The 16157-nt window shown below is 55.0% G+C and carries 11 protein-coding genes and 1 riboswitch; of the genes, 6 read left to right on the forward strand and 5 right to left on the reverse strand.

Features of this window, described 5'->3' with window-relative positions:
* Nucleotides 1-24: 24 nt before the first annotated feature.
* A complete protein-coding gene (locus EGT74_RS06195) occupies nt 25-1362 on the reverse strand; it encodes an APC family permease (protein WP_123845651.1) in 1338 nt (445 codons plus the stop codon).
* Between the two features lie 39 nt (nt 1363-1401).
* A riboswitch (cobalamin riboswitch) is annotated at nt 1402-1628 on the forward strand.
* A gap of 103 nt (nt 1629-1731) precedes the next feature.
* On the opposite strand from EGT74_RS06195, the gene EGT74_RS06200 reads away from it, so the two are divergent.
* From EGT74_RS06200 to cobC, 4 genes are read left to right on the forward strand one after another with little or no spacing between them, the layout of a single operon-like run.
* Entirely contained in the window at nt 1732-3645 is a 1914-nt protein-coding gene (locus EGT74_RS06200) for a TonB-dependent receptor plug domain-containing protein (protein WP_123845652.1), read from the forward strand.
* Nucleotides 3646-3662: 17 nt separating this feature from the next.
* Nucleotides 3663-4262 carry a DUF6580 family putative transport protein gene (locus EGT74_RS06205; RefSeq protein ID WP_123845653.1) on the forward strand — a complete coding sequence of 200 codons (600 nt, stop codon included), beginning with the start codon at nt 3663-3665 and terminating at the stop codon, nt 4260-4262.
* A 59-nt stretch (nt 4263-4321) separates the two neighbouring features.
* The gene (locus EGT74_RS06210; RefSeq protein ID WP_123845654.1) at nt 4322-5257 is read left to right on the forward strand and encodes an ABC transporter substrate-binding protein; all 936 of its coding nucleotides are present in this window, start codon (nt 4322-4324) and stop codon (nt 5255-5257) included.
* Between the two features lie 35 nt (nt 5258-5292).
* Nucleotides 5293-5850, forward strand: coding sequence for an alpha-ribazole phosphatase family protein (cobC, locus tag EGT74_RS06215; RefSeq protein WP_123845655.1), 558 nt, complete (start codon nt 5293-5295; stop codon nt 5848-5850).
* 88 nt (nt 5851-5938) lie between these two features.
* Here cobC and EGT74_RS06220 read toward each other — a convergent pair whose 3' ends face one another.
* Nucleotides 5939-7447, reverse strand: coding sequence for a SusD/RagB family nutrient-binding outer membrane lipoprotein (locus tag EGT74_RS06220; protein ID WP_123845656.1), 1509 nt, complete (start codon nt 7445-7447; stop codon nt 5939-5941).
* Between the two features lie 19 nt (nt 7448-7466).
* Nucleotides 7467-10595 (reverse strand): SusC/RagA family TonB-linked outer membrane protein, encoded by a 3129-nt coding sequence (locus EGT74_RS06225; protein WP_158618029.1) that lies wholly within the window; start codon nt 10593-10595, stop codon nt 7467-7469.
* Between the two features lie 327 nt (nt 10596-10922).
* On the opposite strand from EGT74_RS06225, the gene EGT74_RS06230 reads away from it, so the two are divergent.
* Nucleotides 10923-12260 carry a DUF5690 family protein gene (locus EGT74_RS06230; RefSeq protein WP_181954733.1) on the forward strand — a complete coding sequence of 446 codons (1338 nt, stop codon included), beginning with the start codon at nt 10923-10925 and terminating at the stop codon, nt 12258-12260.
* Nucleotides 12261-12265: 5 nt separating this feature from the next.
* A complete protein-coding gene (locus EGT74_RS06235) occupies nt 12266-13378 on the forward strand; it encodes a 2-aminoethylphosphonate--pyruvate transaminase (RefSeq protein ID WP_123845658.1) in 1113 nt (370 codons plus the stop codon).
* A gap of 74 nt (nt 13379-13452) precedes the next feature.
* Here EGT74_RS06235 and phnY read toward each other — a convergent pair whose 3' ends face one another.
* Nucleotides 13453-14895 carry a phosphonoacetaldehyde dehydrogenase gene (phnY, locus tag EGT74_RS06240; RefSeq protein WP_123845659.1) on the reverse strand — a complete coding sequence of 481 codons (1443 nt, stop codon included), beginning with the start codon at nt 14893-14895 and terminating at the stop codon, nt 13453-13455.
* Between the two features lie 8 nt (nt 14896-14903).
* Nucleotides 14904-16148 (reverse strand): phosphonoacetate hydrolase, encoded by a 1245-nt coding sequence (gene phnA, locus EGT74_RS06245; RefSeq protein ID WP_123845660.1) that lies wholly within the window; start codon nt 16146-16148, stop codon nt 14904-14906.
* Nucleotides 16149-16157: the final 9 nt, after the last annotated feature.

Consider the following 16157-nt stretch of genomic DNA (forward strand, 5'->3'; position numbering starts at 1 on the left):
TAACAGCAGCATCGTGTGACGAAACTACTCTTTTACGCCACCAACCGGCCGCACCGCCCGTTTCATGAAAAAGTAGATGGGAAGGCCCGCCACGAACCAGAACATGCCGCTGAAAGCCTGGCCGGGGTCTTTGATGAAGATGTTCACCGTCACGAAGAGGTATACCGTAATAAAAAACACCGGCACCAGCGGGTACAGCTTCAGTTTGTAAATGCCCGTGCCGTCGAGGTGTTTTGTTTTTTTGCGCAGGATGAAGATGGTAGCGGCTGCGGAAGCAAGGCCGATGGAGTCGAACAGCATCACATACCGGATGATGTTATCGAAGTTGCTCAGGAAATACAGCATGCCCACGATCAGCACCACGAACACGGTGAGCGCCGTTTCCTGCACCTGCGTTTTTCCGTTCACCCGTTTGAATACCGCGGGCAACACACCGTCTTCCGCCATCGCGTAATACATGCGCGGGTTGCTCATCAGGTTCACATTGGCATAGCCCAGCACGGAAAGGAAGAGCAGCACGGAAGTGATCTTGAACCCGTATTCGCCGAAGAAAACGCCGGCCATGCGGGCCGCCAGCGCATCGGTTTGTTTCAGCTGCTCGAAGCCCATCACTTTCACGTAGGAATAATTCACGGTGATGTACAGCAGCAAAATGATGGTGATGCCGAGGAAGATGGCTTTCGGCATGTTCTTCGACGGCTCCCGCACATCGCTGCCGAAGTTGATGGTTTGCTGGTAACCGCCGTAAGTAAAGAACACGGGCACGAGCGCCGCACCGAAGATGTAGGCCCAGCCATGCGTGACGGGCGCCGCCGCCTGCAGCGGCGCGGGCGCAATATGATTGGTAAATGCAGCCAGGCACAGCATCAGCACGAGCGTGATCTTGAACACCGTGAGCACGTTCTGCCAGCTGGCGCTCATGCGGATGCCGAGCATATTGATGATGTACAGCAGAACGATCGCGCCGATGGCGATGCCCTTGCGCCCGCCTTCATGCTGCAGCGTTTCCGGCAGCAGCACGGGACCGATGTATTCCGCGCCTACAAGGCATACCGCCGCCACGGACGCGGCGTTTGAAATCACGAGCGTCCAGTTGATCATGAAGGAATAGGCGGGATGGAAGCCGTAGGATAGTACTTTGTAAAAACCGCCGGCCACGGGGAAGCGCGAACCGATCTCGGCGTAGGTGAGCGCGCCGCAAAGGGTGACCAGTCCACCCAGTACCCACACCGTGTAAAACAGAACAGGCGTCCCCGTTTCGCGGGCAACGCTGATGGGCGTTCTGAAAATTCCCATTCCAATCACCAGTCCAACCACTATCATGGTAAGGTCGAAGGGACCCAGCTTCGGTTTAATGCTCATACTTACAAGATAACCGATTATTTAGATAAAATATCCGTAGGTTTGCCCCCGGTAAACGGTTGTCCAGGGCGATAACATCGCCTCCAGGGCATTAATAGGGAATCCGGTGAAAATCCGGAGCTATCCCCGTAGCTGTAATCCCGCTCCCTGCATTTGAAGGGAACGTTTTCCGGTATCTGCAACCACTGTTCTGTCTGACGGCAGGATGGGAAGGTACCACCGGAAAGCGGGAAAGCCAGAAGACCTGCCGCCTGCCTTTTATTCAATCCGCGCTTTCGGGTGAAAAGCGGAGGGTGTCGTGCACCGACGCGCATGTGATACTTTTCAATTTCCCCCTGCAAGCCTAAAATCTGTCAACCTTTCATTTACATGAAAACAACCAACTTCCCGTTGCTGGCCATCGCACTCATGACCGCCGCACCGGCTTTCGCCCAGGAACAGGATTCCGCAGGCGTTTCCCAGCTCAACACGGTAGTGGTGACCGCCACCAAGTTCGCTAAAAAACAAAGTGAAACCGGTAAAGTGCTGACGGTGATCACCCGTGAACAAATCGAAAGGAATGTGGGCCGCACCGTTACCGATGTGCTCAACGAACAGGCCGGTATCGTTATCAACGGCGCCGGTTCCAATCCCGGTAAAAACAAGGAGCTCTACTTCCGGGGCGCCACTTCGCAATACACCCCCATTCTGCTTGACGGCATCCCGGTAGCTGATGCCACCGGCCTCACCGGCGGCGCGATCGACCTCCGCCTGCTGCCCATCGACGCGGTGGAACGCATCGAAATACTCCGCGGCACACAGTCGACCCTCTACGGCGCCGACGCCATCGCCGGCATCATCAACATCATCACCAAAAAAGGCGGCAACAAACCCGTGGGTGGTTTCGGTAACCTCTCCTGGGGCAGCAACCGTAGCCTGAAAGGTACGGCCGGCCTGCAGGGCAAACACGAAAATGTAGACTACAATATAGCCTTCACGCATTTTGAAACAGACGGCATCTCCGAAGCTGCGCCTTTCGACACGGTGGCCAACCCGAAGTTCGATCGCGACGGGTACAAGCAGAACAGCTTCATGGCCAACGTAGGCATCCAGGCTACCGAACAGCTCCGCTTCACGCCTTACATCCTTTTCTCGGATTATAAAAGCGCGTACGACGGCGGGTCGTTCCAGGACAACCTGACCAACAACAACAAATCCAACATGGTGCACACCGGCATCCGCAGCCTGTACGACCTCGGCAAAGGCAAATTGTATGCGAATTTCGGGTACCAGAAAGTGACGCGGCACGATGAATCGGCCTGGGGCACCACCGACCTCGACGGGCGCGCCTACTTCGGCGACCTGTACGGCCACTACGACATCAACAGCTGGCTGCAGGCGCTCGTGGGGGTGGAATACCGCAAAACGGAACTGATGGACACCACGCTGACCGGCACCCGCACATTCGGTATCGGCAGCCAGTACAACACCAGCCCGTATGCCTCCCTGTTCATCAAAAACCTCCGTGGTTTCAGCTTTGAAGCAGGTGGCCGTTACACCCTGCATTCCCAGTTCGGCAATCACTTTACCTACACCCTCAATCCCTCGTACCTGGTCGCGGACAAAGTGAAAGTTTTCGCCAGCATCGCTTCCGGGTTCAAAGCGCCCACATTGACTTCCCTGTACAGCAGGTGGGGCAACCCGCTGCTGAAGCCCGAAAAAGCGACCAGCTATGAGGCCGGTGCGCAAACCTCGCTGCTGGGTGACAAGCTCGACCTGCGGGTGACCGGTTTCAAACGGGACATCAAGGATGTGATTTCCTACATCAACTACAAATACGTGAACTATAATAAACAGAACGATAAAGGTGTGGAAGTGGAAGTAACCGCCCGTCCCGTGAAAGGCCTTGAAATCAAAGCGTTCTACACGTATGTGGACGGCGCAGTGACCACGCAGGCATCCGTTCCCGGTAAAGACACCTCGTACAACAACCTCGCGCGCCGGCCCGCACATACCGGCAGCCTGAATGTGGGTTACCGCTTCTCCAAATTTTATGTGGGCACCAATATCCGCCACACCGGCGACCGCGACGATATTTATTATGCGCCCGGCTCGTTCTCCGGCGTACCGCATCCGCTCAAGGCTTACACCATCTGGGACATGTATGCGGAGTTCCGTTTCAACAATGCCGGCCGCGTGTTCGTGAATGCCAACAACATCACCAACAACAGGAAATACTGGGAAATTTACGGATATTCGGTGCAGGGCTTCACCATGCAGGCCGGTATCGCATTTCAACTTTAACGTTTTAAATCATTGGTATGTCTGTTAAAAACTTACAACCCCGCTTTTTCGTATTGCTGCTTTTCATCGTGGTGGCGGGCGTGTTGCGCGTAACGGCGGCGGGGCACCTTACACCTTTTTCCAACTTCTCTCCGCTGGGCGCCATGGCGCTGTTTGGCGGCGCCTATTTTGCGGATAAGTGGAAGAGCTACGTATTCCCGCTCGCAGCGCTGTTTGTGAGCGACGTTATCCTGATGCAGACGATTTACAAACAATATGCCGCCGGTTTTATGTTCGACGGATGGTACTGGAACTACATCGCGTTTGCGGCTGTGGTGCTCATCGGCCAGTTGCTGATCAAAAAGGTACGCGTGGTGAATATCATCGCCGCTTCCGTGGCCGGCGCCATCGTGTATTGGCTGATCGCCGATTTCGGCACCTGGATGAACCCGACCAACATCGACCTCACTACCGGGCTGCCATATACGAAAAACTGGCAGGGCCTGATGAAGTGTTACGCCATGGGCGCGCCCTACATCAAAAACACCCTGATCAGCAACCTCGTTTACAGCGGCATTTTCTTCGGGCTGTTCGAGTTTATGCAACACAAAATACCGGCGCTGGCCGTTTCAAAATAACCGGAAAATGCGGCGCATCGGAATCGGTGCGCCGTTTTCTTTTATAAATTGTTACCACCATGATCGCATCTTCCTTTCTTCCCGCAGCCACGCAAATGATCTATGATATGGGCCTGCAGCACCTGCTCGACGGGATCACCTTCGAGTGTCCGCCCGCCGCACTGGCGGAAAAACAAAAAGTGGTGCGGTGCGTGCTGGAAGGAAAACAATACAGCAGCGAGGAGATCGACCGGATTTTTTCCGCCTCCAAAGCACAGGGCAAAAGCCTGTACTATACGGACGACGAGGTGCTGGCCGCCATTGCGCCGGACGTGATCTTTACGCAGGACGTATGCGAAGTGTGCCAGATCGATACGCACTGTACGCAGCAGGCCGTTTACAAACTGCCTAAACAGCCGGAGCTGATCAGCCTCAGCCCCAACAATCTCGAAGATGTTTTTAACTGCGCCATCACCATTGGCAAGGCGCTGGGCGAAGAAGCAGCCGCTTACCGCTACCTCGCCGGGTTACAGGGCCGCCTCGATGCCGTGGTGGATACATTGCGCGCCCACCGCGCCCCCCTTCGCCGCGTGATGATCATGGAATGGATGGCCCCCGTATACAATTGCGGCCACTGGATCCCATACCAGGTGGCCTATGCCGGGGGCGTAGACATGCTGTCCAATCCCGCCGGCGACTCCATTGTGACGCCCTGGGAAAAGATCCTCCGGTACGATCCAGAAGTGCTGGTGATAGCGCCCTGCGGCTTTCTGACCGGCCGTTCGGCCGAAGAACTGCACCTGCTCACCCGGGCGCCCGGCTGGGATCAGCTGCAGGCAGTACGCAACAACGAAGTGCACCTGGCCGATTACGACCTGTTCACACAACCCAGCGCCAGTACGCTGGTAGACGGCGTGGAAGTGCTCGCCCACCTGTTCCACCCGCAGATATTCGGCGCCCCCGAAGCCCTGGCGCATAAGTTCAGGCCCGTGGAAACCATTACTGCCGCCCGGTAAAGGCTGGGAGAATAGTCGTATATTTGCGGCCTGATATGGACATTTTTCTGATCAGGCATACCACGCCTGCTGTGACTTACGGAACCTGTTACGGATTTGCCGACCTGGACCTTGCATCGACCTTCGCTGAAGAAGCGGGCCGCGTGCAGGGAATTCTGCCCGATAAAAACTTTACGGTATACGCCAGCCCGCTGCAGCGCTGCAGTAAACTGGCCGCATTCCTTTTCGGCCAAACCTTCCGGACAGACGAGCGTTTGAAAGAAGTTAACTTTGGGGACTGGGAAATGAAAACATGGGACGACATCGCCGTGACCACCGCCAAAACCTGGATGGCCGACTACCTGCACGAGCCGGTGCCCAACGGGGAAAGTTACACCCAGCTCTACAACCGCAGCATTGCGGCCTTTAAAGAACTGACCGCGTCCGGGAAAGACACCGCGCTGGTGACCCACGGCGGCGTTATCCGCTCTGTGCTGGCATACGCCACCGGCACGCCCATCGAGCAGTCGTACGACCTGCGCGTGGAATACGGCCGGGCGGTACACCTTCACCTCAACGGCAACGGTCTGGACGTAAAGGGCGTCAACTTATAAAGAAATATCACCTGAACGCCTGCCTTTATCAGGCATCCGCATAAAAAAGAAGAGGCTGTATCAAAGTAAGATACAGCCTCTTCTTTTTTTATTTGATCAGCCACATCTCGCCATTGACATCGTCTGTTCCGCCGAACTGCCTTTGCAGCGCGGCTTTCACCTGCTCGTTATTCGTCTGGTATTCCCGTTGAGGGTACAGCCAGCGTTTCGGGATACGGTCGCCATTGGCGTTACTGGGGCCGATATCGAAAACGGGATGACCGGTGCGGCGGTACTGGTAATAGGCCTGCCGCCCCGAGTTCATGAAAAAGGCCAGGTATTTCTGCAGCAGGATCTGTTTCAGCCCTTCCGCATTGTTCCCCTTGTATTGTGCTGCCGGTGTGGCTGCCAGCCAGCTGGTGAACACATCATCGGCAATACCGTAGAAATTCATCGATGCCTTGATGCCTTTTTTATACCAACTGTCCGCATCACCCGCTATCCAACCACGGTTAACGGCTTCCGCAATGGTAAAGCATACTTCAGCGTACCCAAGCTGAATGCAGGGCTCGCCGTTGCCGGTTGCCCAGTAACGTTTTTCATTGCCGTAAGATAAATAACCTTTGGCGTTTTGCGAGGACAGGTTGCTCAGTACATCGCCGGTACGGCCGCCTTTGTATGATGAAAAACGCTTTTCGAAACCGGGAACATTATTGGTTTTGGCCGTGTCTACCGGTTCCGCCACTTCAAACGTGCGCGGGTCGCGGTAGGCGGTCAGCGAATCGAGATAGGTAGCGCCCATGTTGTTGCGCGCCCTGTCGAAGCCGCGGTTGTATGGGCCGGTGGGATAACGGTTCTCCTGTATATTCCCGTTGAACACCACGCTGTAGTTGTCCGCATTGCTTTCCGGCAGCGGGTAAGTGGCCGGAGCGCCTACGATGGCGGCGAATTGCTCTTTCACTTTCAGATCGATTTCCCCCGCTTTTTTACTCATGTTGATCAGCACACGAAGCCGGAAGGCGTTGATCAGCTTGCGCCATTTATTCAGATCGCCGTCGAACATGAAGTCGCCGCTGACTTTATTACGCACCGCCGCACCTAAAAAAGTGTTCATGTTCAGCGCCGTGGTATCCAGCTGTTTGAGGCAGTTCACGAAGATCTCTTTCTGTGCATCGTACTTCGGCGTGAAGTTGTTGTTGCCGGCATTCATGGCTTCCTGCAGCGGCACGTCGCCGAACTTCATGGTCATGTCCATATAGCACCACACTTTCAGGAAGCGGGCGAGGATCAGGTACGGCTCGTTTTCATCGCCGCCCAGCCTTCTGGCCTCTTCTTCCATTTTCTGGATGTTGCGCAGCACGCCGTAGCGCATCCCGGTCGACGACCAGTTGTAACCCTGCGATGCATAATAATCGAAGTTCGACACCCAGAACTGGTTTTCCCGTTGTGCCTGGTCCCAGGGATTTTCTTTCAGATCGATCAGGATGCCCGTGAGCAACAGCGCCGGCGGCGACGTGGTCGGTTTGTTGGGGTTGCCCTGCAGGTCGCTGTATTTTTTACAGGCCGGCATCATGCATACGATGCCTGCGCATATGATAAGCAAAGAAATGAATTTCATGATAGTGGTTTTAAACGGATCAGAATACGATGTTGACGTTCAGGCCGAAGCTCTTAACAGAAGGCGTTTGCAGCGCACTGGCCCCGTCCACGAACTGATCGAGGTCGATGTTTTTATGTTTGGAGAAATACAGCAGGTTGCGCCCTACCAGCGATACGTTGGCCGACTTGAACGGTGTGCGCTCGAGGGAGCGGGCCGGGATTGTGTAGGTGATCGACAGGTCGCGCAGCTTCATGAAAGTCTGGTCGATGATATTGGATATTTCGGCGCCCATCACATTGTTAGCCCAGTCCTGGAACGTGGTTTTGTTCGTGTTTTTGGCGAACTCCCTCGTATCGGAAATCACATTACCGTCACCGTCGCGCTTCAGTTCTCCTTTCGTGATCACAACGCCTTCGCCGATCCAGTGGGGGATGGTTTTTCCGTCGGGCCCGGTAATCGCGTCTTTCTCTCTTTCAGGAGGCGCAGCGTCCGGATGGCGGCCGCCCTGCCAGAGTTTCTGGTTCACATAGTTGAGCGTTTTGCCGCCGTAGCGCCCGTCAAACATCACCGACAGCCTGAAATTGCCGTAACTGAACATATTGGAGATACCGCCAAACCAGTCCGGCGTAAAGTACCCCACACGCTTGGGCAGCGGATCTTTCGGCGGTACGCCGTTCTTGCCGTATATGATCTGGCCATCGGGTGAACGCTGGAAGTCGGTGGTATAATAAGCATCTGACCGTTCCCCGATTTTGATATTGCCGAGTTTTTGCTGGCTGCCGTAGATTTCTTTCAGGATGGGTTTGTACGTTGACCAGTTGGCCTGTACTTCCCATTTAAACCGTTGTGTTTTTACCGGGGTGGCCGATACCGTCACTTCAAAACCTTTCCTTTCATATTTCAGTCCGTTGAGTTTTTTGGCGTTGTAGCCTGATGATTCTGACACCGGGTTGTCGAACACCAGCGGGCCGTCGAGACTGCGGAACCATGCCGCGTCGATGCCCAGGCGGTTGTTGAGCAGGCGGATATCTGTACCGATTTCAGCGGAACTGCTGAATGCCGGTTTGATGTCTTCATTAAAGATCTTGTCCGTATAGGTTGCCGACGGCATGCCGTTCCAGCGTGTGCCCAGTGTATAGTTCGCCACGTTGCTGTATACCTCCAGGTCGCCGCCCACGCGCGCATAAGAGCCGCGCACTTTCCAGAAGGTAATCGCCTTCGGCAGGTCCACCATTTCAGAAATGATGGCGCTGAGCGAAACCGAGGGATAGAAATAAGCGTTGTTTTTCAGCGGCAGGGTGGAAGATTTGTCCATACGTCCCGTGAGCCCTAAAAAGAGGTACTGGCGGAAAGCGAGGTCCACTGCTCCGTACACGCTGCCCACCTGCCGGGTGGCAGTGAAGTTGGACGGCCTCTTCGGTTCGCTGGTGTTCTCGAAGTTATACCACATGGGAATCAGCAGATCTCCGGTTTCCCCGTACATGTTGCGGTAATTGAGCGAACGGAGATTGGCGCCGGCGTTGACAGACAGCTCCAGGTGGCGGCCCAGGTCTTTGTCGTAGGTCAACAGGAGGTCCGTATTGTTTTCGAAGTTATAGTAGTACCACTCACGATATTTTCCTTTCAGACTGGCTTCATAGGCTCCGGCGGAGTAAGGCAGCTTGTTGTTCTGGAACAGGTTACTGGTATTGATGTGCGTGCGCAGCATCACGTTCATGTTCTTGAGTGGTTTGTAGTTCAGGGAGGCATAACCGTACACATCGTCTTTATAATATCCGCGCAGCCATTCGTTGGCTACAAACCATGGGTTATTATAACGGAAGTACTCGAAGTTGTATTGCTGGATGCCCTCCTTTCCTTTCTGCCAGTAATTTTTGAGGTCCCTCACATCGAAGTCCGCCCCGCCCCAGAGGGTGAGATAATAGATGAAACTATTCGGACCATATTCAACGTTCGGATAGTTGGGGGTGTATTGTTTGTTATAGTTCACATTGGCTTCGAGCCGGAGTTTGTCCGTAAAGTTGATACCGCCCGTCACGTTGAAGTTCGTGATGTTGACATGCGTATTCGGCACCTGCCCGCGCTGATAGGTGTGGGAAGCGGAGAAACGGATATCCGTTTTTTCGTTGCGGGAAGAAACGGCCACGTTGGTGGTGGACAAAAATCCGTTCCGCAGGAAATTCTTGAGGTTGTTGGGGCCGCGGCGCAGCCAGGGAGTGGGGATAGACTTGCCAGAGGAAGGATCTACCGGGCTGTCGAATTGCGGGAGTTCTTTCCATCCGCTTTTGGTGGTCGGATCTTTCACATTGAATTTCGGCCCCCACTGGTTGTAGTCCACATCGTTCACTCCACCGCCTTTACCGTCGACGAATGCATAGGCGCCATAGTCACCCGGGCCGTAATCGTTCTGTGTTTCGGGGATGGCGTTGTAGCCCGTTTGCAGCTGGTTGCTGGCGTTGAACTCGATGCGGGTACCGGTGGTGCCGCGTTTGGTGGAGATCTGGATGGCGCCGTTCTTACCCCTGGAGCCGTACAATGCTGAAGCGGTGGGGCCTTTCAGTACGCTGTACGATTCGATATCGTCGGGGCTCAGGTTCCATGAATCGGAACTGATGGGTACCCCGTCCACCACGATCAGCGGTTCCACGCCACGGAGGCGGATCACCGGGTTACCGAAAAGGTTCGGCGAACTGGCGATGAGCAGGCCCGATACCTTGCCGGAAAGCGAATTGATGGCATTCGGCTCCCTGGCTTTCACCAGTTCCGCGCCTTTTACTTCCTGCACCGAATAACCCACGGCTTTCTTCTCTTTTTTGATACCGAGTGCGGTAACCACCACCTCGTTGAGCGCTTTTTTATCCTGCGCCAGTATGATGGTGAATTCCTGGCGGCCGTCCGTGGTCAGTTCCTGGGGAACAAATCCCAGCGAGGAGATCTGCAAAACCGCGCCGGTGGGCACAGAGAGGGAGAAGCCCCCTTTACCGTCGGTGGCCGTACCGGTGGCAGCTCCTTTTACTTTGATGGTGGCGCCGGGTACCGGCTGCTGATCTTCAGTCAGAACTTTACCTGAAAGCTGCCGCTGGGCCAGCGCATGCAGGCAGGGGAACAGGAAAGCCAGCAGTAGCATCAGCGCCGCCTTCCGGGGTGGTTGTAAAATGTGTTGCATAAGGAACGTTGTTAGGTTGATGTATTTTGACAGATTTGATAGCCAATCCGGTGCAAACATATTGTCCTAATACGACCAAAATGTTAAGTCTTACTAAATTAACAGTATATAAATATTAAAATAATAATTCCTTAACATTGCCAGAAAGTTTCATGAAAATAAAGCAGCGATCTTCGTACAAACAATAAAAGGTTGCCTACAGTATTGAATTTATGAGTTTTTTCCGAACTTTTCCCGCTCAAAAGCAGATAAGTTAAAAGAATTTTATAATTTACAAATATTAAACAATATTAGTCAACCAGGTTTGTAATACTAAACACCGCGTCAGTGAGATTTATTACGAAAAAATTGCAGCAGCCTTCGGGGTTATTCTTTATTGCCTGGTGCCTGACCGCCTCCTTCGGCACGTATTTTTGCATGTACGCCTTCCGCAAGCCATTTAACACGGGACTGTATGCCGACCTCTATTTATGGGGACTCGGCTACAAAACCATCCTGCTCATTGCCCAGGTGCTGGGTTACATGGTGTCCAAGTTTGCCGGTATTAAAGTCATCTCCGAACTGAAACCCTCGCAAAGAATCCCGCTGATCGCGGGCCTGATCGTTTTCTCAGAGCTAGCGCTGCTGGGGTTCGGCCTGGTACCCTTTCCCTACAACTTCGTTTTCCTGTTTTTCAACGGCCTGCCGCTGGGAATGGTATGGGGCGTGATCTTCAGTTTCCTCGAAGGCCGGCGGTTTACCGAACTGCTCGGCATGGGCCTTAGCATCAGCATCATCGCCGCTTCCGGTATTTTAAAAACCATCTACTTCGAAGTACAAGGCATGTTGCCCTTTATCACCGAATTCTGGATGCCTTTCAGCATCGGACTGCTTTTCCTTCCGCTGTTCTTTCTTTTTATCTGGATGCTGTCCGTAATACCCGCACCGTCCGAAACGGACGTATTACTGCGGGCGGAACGGGTGCCGATGACGCCTGCCGATAAAACGACCATCATCCGTCAGTATGGGCCGGGGCTGCTGTGCATCGTGCTGATCTATTGCCTGCTGACCACCATGCGCGACTTCCGCGACAATTTTTCCGTGGAAATATGGAATGAAATATCCGGCAAACACTGGCATAAGAATGTGCTGGCGCAAACGGAACTGATCAGCACCGTCATCGTAATCGTGTGCGTGGGGTCCCTCTCCCTCATCCGCAACAACATCCGTGGCCTGCGGGCCACGCAGGCGCTGATGGCGGGCGGCCTGCTGCTCACCGGCGGCAGTTCGCTACTGTTCAGCCAGCAGGTGATCGGCCCCTACACCTGGATGCTGACGCTGGGCACAGGATTGTTCCTTGCCTACATCCCCATCCAGATGGCCATTTTCGAAAGGCTCATCGCCCTCTTCAAAATGAAAGCCAACGCCGGCTTTTTTGTATATGCCTGCGATGCCACAGGCTACCTGGGCAGCGTGGGACTGATGCTGTACCGTGAATTTTTCATGAAAGACCTGCGCTGGAGCAAAGTGCTGATGCAGTTCAGCTATGTGCTTTGCTTCGCCAGCCTGGGACTGCTGCTGCTGTCCGTGATCTTCTTTAACCGCAAACAGGGTATCCTGCGGCGCCTTCAGCATCAACAGCAGCCCACCCCTCCGGCAGGATTGCAAAACATTACCGCATATTGAATAAAATGATGAAGAAGTTATTATTTACACCCGGCCCGCTCTCCACATCCCGCACGGTCAAAGAAGCCGCGCTGGAAGACATGGGCTCACGCGATGAAGCATTTATCAGCACCATCCGTTACATCCGGGAAGAGCTGCTGCAACTCGGCCACGTTTCGAAAGCCGAAGGCTATGAAACCGTGATCATACAGGGCTCGGGCACCTTCGGGGTGGAAAGCGTGATCAGCAGCGCCATCGGCGAAAACGACCGCCTGCTCATCCTCAGCAATGGCGCTTATGGAGAGCGCATCGTAAAAATGGCCGCCGTGCACCGCCTGGCGCACGATGTGATCCGGTTTGACGAAGACACCATCACAGCACCTGCCGCGGTGGAAGCGTTTTTACAACAGCACCCCGGCATTACGCACGTGGCCTGCATCCACAGCGAAACCACTACCGGGCTCTTTAATCCCATCGAGGACATTGGGGCCATTTGCGCCGCACACGGCAAAACATTCATCGTGGATGCCATGAGCAGTTTCGGCGGAGTCGACATCCACATCAAAAACTGTCACATCCAATACCTCGTTTCATCGTCCAACAAGTGCATCGAAGGCATACCAGGCTTCGCATTCGTGATCGCCGAGCGCCGGGCGCTGGAACGAACAAAAGGGCAGGCACGTACCCTCAGCCTCGACCTGTACGAACAATGGCATGGCCTGGAAACGAGCGGCCAGTTCCGGTTCACACCACCTACTCTGAGCATGATGGCCTTCCAGCAGGCGCTGCGTGAATTGCAGGAAGAAGGCGGCATCAAAGCCCGGGAGCAGCGCTACAAAACCAACAAGGCACTACTCGACAGCGGGATGGCCGCGCTCGGTTTCCGGCAATACCTCCGCCCGGACATCCAGGGGCATATCATCACTTCATTTTTGTACCCCGATGACCCGGCCTTTGATTTTGGGCAATTTTACCAGAAGCTCAGCGACCGCAACTTCGTGATCTATCCCGGCAAACTCAGCAAAACCAATGCTTTCCGGATAGGGAACATCGGCCAGATTTTCCCGGACGATGTGAAGGCACTGGTAAAAGCCATCGGCGAGATCATGCAGGAAACGACACCCCCCGTTCAACCATAACAACACATTCATAACAAAACAACAAGGCCGGCAATTTTCATTGCCGGCCCGTTTTTTATCACAAAGAGTAGCGCCTACCAGGGCAGGGAGAATGTTTTCACGTAGGTAAAACATTTCATCGCCTCAATCACCCCTTCTTTTATACCTAAACCGGAATCTTTAACCCCCCCGAACGGAGAATTCTCAATGCGGTAACCGGGCACCTCGTTGATGTTCACGGTACCCATCCGCAAATGCTTCACGGCATAAATCGCCTTTTCCATATCGCGCGTCACAATCCCCGACGACAGCCCGAAAGCCGTGCTATTAGCAAGCTGTATCGCATCTTCCAGATCTTTCACTTTCATTACGGGCGCCAGCGGTCCGAATGACTCCTGCACCACCATCTGCGCGTCGCGCGGCACATCCACGATCACGGTCGGCTCCAGCAGCGCCCCTTCGCGCCGGCCGCCCTGCAATACGCGGGCGCCTGCGGCTACGGCTTTTTTTACCACGTCTTCCAGATAGATCGCAGCCGGTTCATCGATCACCGTACCTACCCGCGTATCGGCATGCGCCGGGTCGCCGCACACATATTCTTTGGTGCGCTCCACGAGGCGTTGCACAAATTCGTCGTGTATGCTTTCCTGCACCAGGATGCGCTTCACCGCGGTGCAGCGCTGGCCGGAGTTCCGGTAAGCGCCTTCGGCAGCGAGTGTAACCGCCAGCTCCATATCCGCATCTTCGAGGATGATCAGCGGATCGTTGCCACCCAGTTCCAGTATCACTTTTTTGTATCCCGCCTCTTGCGCGATGTGCTTGCCCACCGCCACACTGCCGGTAAACGACACCAGTTCCACGCGCGGATCTTTCACGAGCACTTCGGCCACTTCTTTCGTTGGGCCGAGCAGCACGCTCAGCATGTAATGCGGCAGGCCCGCTTCGTAGAGCAGTTCCGCCAGGCGGATAGCCGTGAGCGGTGTTTTTTCGGACGGTTTTAAAATCACCGGCGTGCCGGAAGCAATAGCCGGTGCGATTTTATGCGCCACCTGGTTAAGTGGATGATTGAACGGCGTGATGGCCACGGCGAGTTGCAGGGGCTCACGGAGCGTGAATATTTTTCGTGCTTTTCCCTGCGGGGAGATGTCGCACGAAAAAATCTGCCCATCGTCCTTGAGCGCTTCCAGCGCGGCAAAGTGCAGCACGTCCCTTGCACGCCCCACCTCGTAGCGGGTTTCGCGCAGGCACAGGCCGGACTCTGCAGTGATCAGCTGCGCAAATTCTTCCTTGCGGGCCTCGAGCAGTTGCCGGGTCTTGTCGAGGATAGCAAAGCGGTCGTACCTCGACAGTTTCGCGCCGCCTTTGAGCGCCGCAGTAATGGCCGCTTCAGTATGCTCCCGGCCGGCAAGGGTAACGGTACCGGCCACACGGTCATCATAGGGACTTTTAACAACCAGCTTTTCCCCGGACTGGACCGGTTCGCCGGCGATATACCCGGTGAGCGCCAGGGCGCTGCCGGAAACAAGCGTTTCTATCATAAAACAACTCAGTTAAAGTATGTACCATTCACGGTGAAATCAAATACGTCGAAGTTGCGCGGGTCGCCGGCGGCTTTGCCTTTATATTCGGCGCGCAACGGGTGCGAAATCAGCAGGGGCACCATTTCTTCGTAACGGCCGCCGTGAGAGCGAAGGCCGCTGTCGAGCGCGGAAAGGTCGTGGTGCGCCGGAGTACGGCCCACTACCACGTCGCGCGCGCTGAGTACCACCAGGTCGCCGATGCGGTCTTCCGGCTGCTCCAGCAGATGTACCGCCATGGCTTTATTGTGCACTTCCGTGATGCCAGGCTGTTGCTGCAGCCAGGCCGCCACATCAGCCTCATCGGCCCCTTCCGGCAAATGCACCGCCACATAGGAACCCAGTGCACCGTGGTGTTTCACATAAGGATCGGTGATGGGGCAGATTACCCGGAACCCTTCGCCGAACTGTGCGGTAAGCATGGTTTCGATGAAAAGCACATTGGGGGAGCCGTCTGCTTTCTGTTTGGCGTTCATGCCATGGTCCGCCGTAGCGCCTACCACTGTGCCCTGGGCCAGCAGGCGGCCCAGCTCATGGTCTATAGCCTCGTAGAACGCCAGTGAAGGCTCGTCTTCGGGCGCATAGGTATGCTGCATATAATCGGTGAGTGAGAGGTACAGGAAATCGGCCATGCCTTTTTCGATCATCGCTACCCCTGCCCGCAGTACGAACAGGCTCGCGTCGGCGCTGTAAATGGCCGGCGTGGGGAGGCCCAGCACTTCTTCCACATTGCCGATGCCATGCGTGGCCACCTGGGCCTGATTGGCTTTTTCGGCGGAAAAGGCGATGCCGTTCATTTTATGGCTGAGGATGTCGCGGAGCTTTTCTTTGGCCGTAACCACCGCCACCTTGCGGCCGGCGTTGGCTGCGGCGGCCAGGATGGTTTCCGCCCGCAGGTATTCGCTGGAATTCATCATCACTTCTTCACCGCGGCGGGTATCGAAGAAAAAGTTCCCGCAGATACCGTGTACTGCCGGGGTGACGCCCGTTACGATCGAAGAGTTGTTGACGTTGGTGAACGACGGCAGCGCCCCTCTGACCATGCCGCGGTAGCCGGCCTGGGTCATCTTTTTGAGGTTCGGCATGCGATCGCGGGCCATCGTGGCGTCGAGATACTCATCTGCCGACCCATCGAGGCAAATCACCACTACCGGGCGGGCCGGAGGGCTGTAAGTTTTGTTATTGACGGTGAATGAAGTGGTGGAAATAGACATGGGTAATGT

Source organism: Chitinophaga lutea (assembly GCF_003813775.1).
GTDB classification, from domain to species: Bacteria; Bacteroidota; Bacteroidia; order Chitinophagales; family Chitinophagaceae; genus Chitinophaga; species Chitinophaga lutea.

What these genes read in the sequence shown, in the direction of transcription:
- EGT74_RS06195 (WP_123845651.1), bottom strand. Translation starts at nt 1,362, where the DNA reads ATGAGCATTAAACCGAAGCTGGGTCCCTTCGACCTTACCATGATAGTG.
- EGT74_RS06200 (WP_123845652.1), top strand. Translation starts at nt 1,732, where the DNA reads ATGAAAACAACCAACTTCCCGTTGCTGGCCATCGCACTCATGACCGCC.
- EGT74_RS06205 (WP_123845653.1), top strand. Translation starts at nt 3,663, where the DNA reads ATGTCTGTTAAAAACTTACAACCCCGCTTTTTCGTATTGCTGCTTTTC.
- EGT74_RS06210 (WP_123845654.1), top strand. Translation starts at nt 4,322, where the DNA reads ATGATCGCATCTTCCTTTCTTCCCGCAGCCACGCAAATGATCTATGAT.
- cobC (WP_123845655.1), top strand. Translation starts at nt 5,293, where the DNA reads ATGGACATTTTTCTGATCAGGCATACCACGCCTGCTGTGACTTACGGA.
- EGT74_RS06220 (WP_123845656.1), bottom strand. Translation starts at nt 7,447, where the DNA reads ATGAAATTCATTTCTTTGCTTATCATATGCGCAGGCATCGTATGCATG.
- EGT74_RS06225 (WP_158618029.1), bottom strand. Translation starts at nt 10,595, where the DNA reads ATGCAACACATTTTACAACCACCCCGGAAGGCGGCGCTGATGCTACTG.
- EGT74_RS06235 (WP_123845658.1), top strand. Translation starts at nt 12,266, where the DNA reads ATGATGAAGAAGTTATTATTTACACCCGGCCCGCTCTCCACATCCCGC.
- phnY (WP_123845659.1), bottom strand. Translation starts at nt 14,895, where the DNA reads ATGATAGAAACGCTTGTTTCCGGCAGCGCCCTGGCGCTCACCGGGTAT.
- phnA (WP_123845660.1), bottom strand. Translation starts at nt 16,148, where the DNA reads ATGTCTATTTCCACCACTTCATTCACCGTCAATAACAAAACTTACAGC.